Origin of the sequence: Halorussus rarus (genome assembly GCF_003369835.1) — an archaeon.
In the GTDB taxonomy this organism is placed as follows: Archaea; Halobacteriota; Halobacteria; order Halobacteriales; family Haladaptataceae; genus Halorussus; species Halorussus rarus.
Genome location: NZ_QPMJ01000007.1, coordinates 1 through 5,174 on the forward strand (window position 1 = coordinate 1; position 5,174 = coordinate 5,174).

The 5,174-nt window shown below is 58.2% G+C and carries 1 tRNA gene and 3 rRNA genes; all 4 read left to right on the top strand.

The features are described 5' to 3' along the window. Nucleotides 1–55: 55 nt before the first annotated feature. The 4 genes from DVR07_RS21220 (at nt 56) to rrf (ending at nt 5,147) form a co-directional block, all read left to right on the top strand. Nucleotides 56–1,526: ribosomal RNA gene (locus DVR07_RS21220) — 16S ribosomal RNA — on the top strand. 152 nt (nt 1,527–1,678) lie between these two features. Beyond that, nucleotides 1,679–1,750: transfer RNA gene (locus tag DVR07_RS21225), tRNA-Ala, on the top strand. A 223-nt stretch (nt 1,751–1,973) separates the two neighbouring features. Then, nucleotides 1,974–4,889 (top strand): 23S ribosomal RNA (locus DVR07_RS21230). Nucleotides 4,890–5,025: 136 nt separating this feature from the next. After that, nucleotides 5,026–5,147 (top strand): 5S ribosomal RNA (gene rrf / locus DVR07_RS21235). Together the 16S, 23S and 5S rRNA genes with 1 tRNA gene alongside form the textbook arrangement of a ribosomal RNA operon. Nucleotides 5,148–5,174: the final 27 nt, after the last annotated feature.

Here is a 5,174-nt window from a genome sequence, read left to right on the forward strand (position 1 = left end):
ATAGCATTCAGTTGCTTCCGCCAGAGACCCACCGAGCTCTTCGAGCTCGGCAACCATTCCGGTTGATCCTGCCGGAGGCCATTGCTATCGGAGTCCGATTTAGCCATGCTAGTCGCACGGGTTCAGACCCGTGGCAGATAGCTCAGTAACACGTGGCCAAACTACCCTATGGATCGAGACAACCTCGGGAAACTGAGGCTAATCTCGAATACGGTTTCCACTCTGGAGTGAGGGAAACTAGAAACGCCCCGGCGCCATAGGATGTGGCTGCGGCCGATTAGGTAGACGGTGGGGTAACGGCCCACCGTGCCGATAATCGGTACGGGTTGTGAGAGCAAGAGCCCGGAGACGGAATCTGAGACAAGATTCCGGGCCCTACGGGGCGCAGCAGGCGCGAAAACTTTACACTGCACGACAGTGCGATAAGGGGACTCCGAGTGCGAGGGCATATAGTCCTCGCTTTTGTACACCGTAGGGAGGTGTACGAATAAGGGCTGGGCAAGACCGGTGCCAGCCGCCGCGGTAATACCGGCAGCCCGAGTGATGGCCGCTATTATTGGGCCTAAAGCGTCCGTAGCCAGCCAGACAGGTCCGTCGGGAAATCCAGTCGCTCAACGACTGGGCGTCCGGCGGAAACCAGCTGGCTTGGGGCCGGAAGATCCGAGGGGTACGTCCGGGGTAGGAGTGAAATCCTGTAATCCTGGACGGACCACCGGTGGCGAAAGCGCCTCGGAAAGACGGACCCGACGGTGAGGGACGAAAGCTAGGGTCACGAACCGGATTAGATACCCGGGTAGTCCTAGCTGTAAACGATGCTCGCTAAGTATGGCACACACTACGAGTGTGTGCTGTGCTGTAGTGAAGACGAGAAGCGAGCCGCCTGGGAAGTACGTCCGCAAGGATGAAACTTAAAGGAATTGGCGGGGGAGCACTACAACCGGAGGAGCCTGCGGTTTAATTGGACTCAACGCCGGACATCTCACCAGCTCCGACAGTAGGAGTGACGGTCAGTGTGATGAGCTTACCAGACCTACTGAGAGGAGGTGCATGGCCGCCGTCAGCTCGTACCGTGAGGCATCCTGTTAAGTCAGGCAACGAGCGAGACCCGCACTCCTAATTGCCAGCAATACCCTCGTGGTAGTTGGGTACATTAGGAGGACCGCCACGGCTAACGTGGAGGAAGGAACGGGCAACGGTAGGTCAGCATGCCCCGAATGAGCTGGGCTACACGCGGGCTACAATGGCCAGGACAACGGGTTCCAACCGCGAAAGCGGACGGTAATCTCTGAAACCTGGTCGTAGTTCGGATTGAGGGCTGAAATTCGCCCTCATGAAGCTGGATTCGGTAGTAATCGCGCTTCAGAAGAGCGCGGTGAATACGTCCCTGCTCCTTGCACACACCGCCCGTCAAAGCACCCGAGTGAGGTCCGGATGAGGCCGCCTACGGCGGTCGAATCTGGGCTTCGCAAGGGGGCTTAAGTCGTAACAAGGTAGCCGTAGGGGAATCTGCGGCTGGATCACCTCCTACAGACCGAGACCAGGCCACCGCGCCTGGCTCACACCCGTCCACCACACCCGGTGGACACCAGAGGGGTCCTCGACGACCTCGACCGCTTCGGTGGTCGGGCACCTTCGAACTGCCAGGGCTGACGATCACATCCTCCCCGTCCGGGGAGGTGGGCCCATAGCTCAGTGGTAGAGTGCCTCCTTTGCAAGGAGGATGCCCTGGGTTCAAATCCCAGTGGGTCCATGTCGTGGGTCAGGTCGAAACCGTGCCCCTTAAGTGGGAGACGGCGCAACGATTTGATCCACAACGACCGATGCACTACACCGTGAGAGCGCGTGTAGGAAGGGTTCGATGCACGCTCCCCATGACACCCATGGGACGTGGCGATGACGACCGTATGTACGTGCAATCCAGGCGTCCACTGGACCCGAGTTCATCTGGGTCACAGTGCGATGTATGCATTCCAACAGCGTGGCTACTGTGCCAGCTGGTGGATGGCTCGGCTCGAGCGCCGACGACGGACGTGCCAAGCTGCGATAAGCCTCAGGGACCCGCACGGAGGGAAAGAACTGAGGATCTCCGAATGGGAATCCCCACCGCAATTGCCTCGCGCAATGGGGAACGCCGGGAATTGAAACATCTCAGTACCGGCAGGAAAAGAAACCGCAAGAGATGTCGTGAGTAACCGCGAGTAAAAGCGACACAGTCCAAACCGAAGCCCTCACGGGCAATGTGGTGTTCGGACTGACACCCATCGCCTGAACCTTCTCGTGAAGTCTTCTGGAACGGAGCGCGACACAGGGTGAAAGCCCCGTAACGAGAACCAGTAAGGCGTGCGTCAGCTCCAGAGTATCGGGGGTTGGATATCCCTCGTGAATATCGCGGGCATCGACCGCGAAGACTAAACACGTCTCGAGACCGATAGCGAACAAGTAGCGTGAGCGAACGCTGAAAAGCACCCCACAAAGGGAGGTGCAATAGGGCCTGAAATCAGCTGGCGATCGAGCGACGGAGCTCACAAGGTCCCGTGAAAAACGAACCGGGCGCAAGCCCCCAGTAGGAATCACGGGAAGCCGGTGTTCCGTCGTACGTTTTGAAAAACGAACCAGGGAGTGTGTTGAACTGGCAAGTCTAACCCGAGCATCGGGGGAGGCACAGGGAAACCAACATGGCCGCAGTCTTACGACGAGGGCCGCCGTCTTCAAGGGCGGGGAGTCAGTTCGACACGACCCGAAACCGGATGATCTACGCGTGGGCAAGGCGAAGCGTGCCGAAAGGCACGTGGAGGCCTGCTAGGGATGGTGTCCTACAATACCCTCCCGTGACCTACGTGTAGGGGTGAAAGGCCCATCGAATCCGGCAACAGCTGGTTCCGACCGAAACATGTCGAAGCATGACCTCTGCCGAGGTAGTCCGTGGGGTAGAGCGACCGATTGAGGGCGTCAACTCCGAGAGGAGTTGACCCCTCTGTCAAACTCCAAACCTACGGACGCCGTCGACGCAGGGAATCCGGTGTGCGGGGTAAGCCTGTGCACCGTGAGGGAGACAACCCAGAGCTGGGTTAAGGTCCCAAAGTGCGGACTAAGTGCGATCGAAGGTGGTCTCAAGCCCTAGACAGCCGGGAGGTGAGCTTAGAAGCAGCTACCCTCTAAGAAAAGCGTAACAGCTTACCGGCCGAGGTTTGAGGCGCCCAAAATGATCGGGGCTCAAGTCCGCCACCGAGACCTAGCCGCACCCGTAACACGGTGACCGAGTAGGTCGGCATTCTGCGCGGATGGAAGCATGGGTGAGAACTCATGTGGACCGCGTAGGAACGAAAATCCTGGTCATAGTAGCAGCGTTAGTCGGGTGAGAACCCCGACGGCCTTACGAGCAAGGGTTCCTCGACAATGCTGATCAGTCGAGGGTTAGCCGGTCCTAAGTCTCACCGTAACTCGAATGAGACAAAAGGGCAACGGGTTAATATTCCCGTGCTACCATACAACGAAACCGACGCCTTGGGAACCATCGAGCCGGGCTTTCGCCCGGTCGAATCTGGGAAATCCGTGGAAGCCGTAACGGCACGAAGCGGACGAAGCCAGAAACAGCGCAAGTCGATGCTACCTAGGGCCCGTGAAAAGGGAGTATGGTATCCGTACCGAGATCCGACACAGGTGCTCAGGCGGAGAAAGCCAAGGTCTGTCGGGAGTAACCGACGTTAGGGAATTCGGCAAGTTAGTCCCGTAAGTTCGCGATAAGGGATGCCTGCTCCGGATAGGAGCAGGTCGCAGTGACTCGGACGCTCCGACTGTCTAGTAACAACATAGGTGACCGCAAATCCGCAAGGACTCGTACGGTCACTGAATCCTGCCCAGTGCGGGTATCTGAACACCCAGTACAATGGGGCGAAGGACCCGTTAACGGCGGGGGTAACTATGACCCTCTTAAGGTAGCGTAGTACCTTGCCGCTTCAGTAGCGGCTTGCATGAATGGATCAACGAGAGCGTCACTGTCCCAACGTTGGGCCCGGTGAACTGTACGTTCCAGTGCGGAGTCTGGAGACCCCCAAGGGGAAGCGAAGACCCTATAGAGCTTTACTGCAGGCTGTCGCTGAGACACGGTCGCTAATGTGCAGCATAGGTAGGAGCCGCTACACAGGTACCCGCGCCAGCGGGCCACCGAGGCAACATTGAAATACTACCCGTTAGTGACTGTGACTCTCACTCCGGGAGGAGGACACCGGTAGCCGGGCAGTTTGACTGGGGCGGTACACGCTCGAAAAGATATCGAGCGTGCCCCAAGATTTCCTCATCCGGGTCGGGAACCCGGAACAGAGCGCAAGAGCAAAAGGAAGTCTGACAGTGTCCTGCACAACAAGGGACGCTGACGCGAAAGCGTGGTCTAGCGAACCTATCAGCCTGCTTGATGCGGGCGATAGATGACAGAAAAGCTACCTTAGGGATAACAGAGTCGTCACTCGCAAGAGCACATATCGACCGAGTGGCTTGCTACCTCGATGTCGGTTCCCTCCATCCTGCCCGTGCAGAAGCGGGCAAGGGTGAGGTTGTTCGCCTATTAAAGGAGGTCGTGAGCTGGGTTTAGACCGTCGTGAGACAGGTCGGCTGCTATCTATTGGGGGTGTCAAGGTATCTGACGGGAACGATCGTATAGTACGAGAGGAACTCCGATTGGTCACCACTGGTTTACCGGTCGTTCGAGAGAGCGCGTGCCGGGCAGCCACGTGACACGGGGTAAGAGCTGAACGCATCTAAGCTCGAAACCCACCTGGAAAAGAGATACTACTAAGATCACTCCTACAAGAGGAGTTCGATAGACTCGGGGTGTACGCGCCAAGGCAACGAGGCGTTGAGCCCGCGAGCACTAACAGATCGCGCCACACACTCATCACCGCACTTGGTACCCGGACGAACTCGGGTCCAGGCGCAAACTGGATTGCACGTAATCATACGGTCGGCAATCGGTCATTGGACCACCGACACTGGCGGAGAAATTCGCGGTTCGATTCCGCGAGTCGGCGTTAAGGCGGCCACAGCGGCGGGGCGACACCCGTACCCATCCCGAACACGGCAGTTAAGCCCGCCTGCGTTTCGGCAAGTACTGGAGTGCGCGAGCCTCTGGAAACCCCGATTCGCCGCCTCCCACTCATCCAACGGCCCATCACAGCACC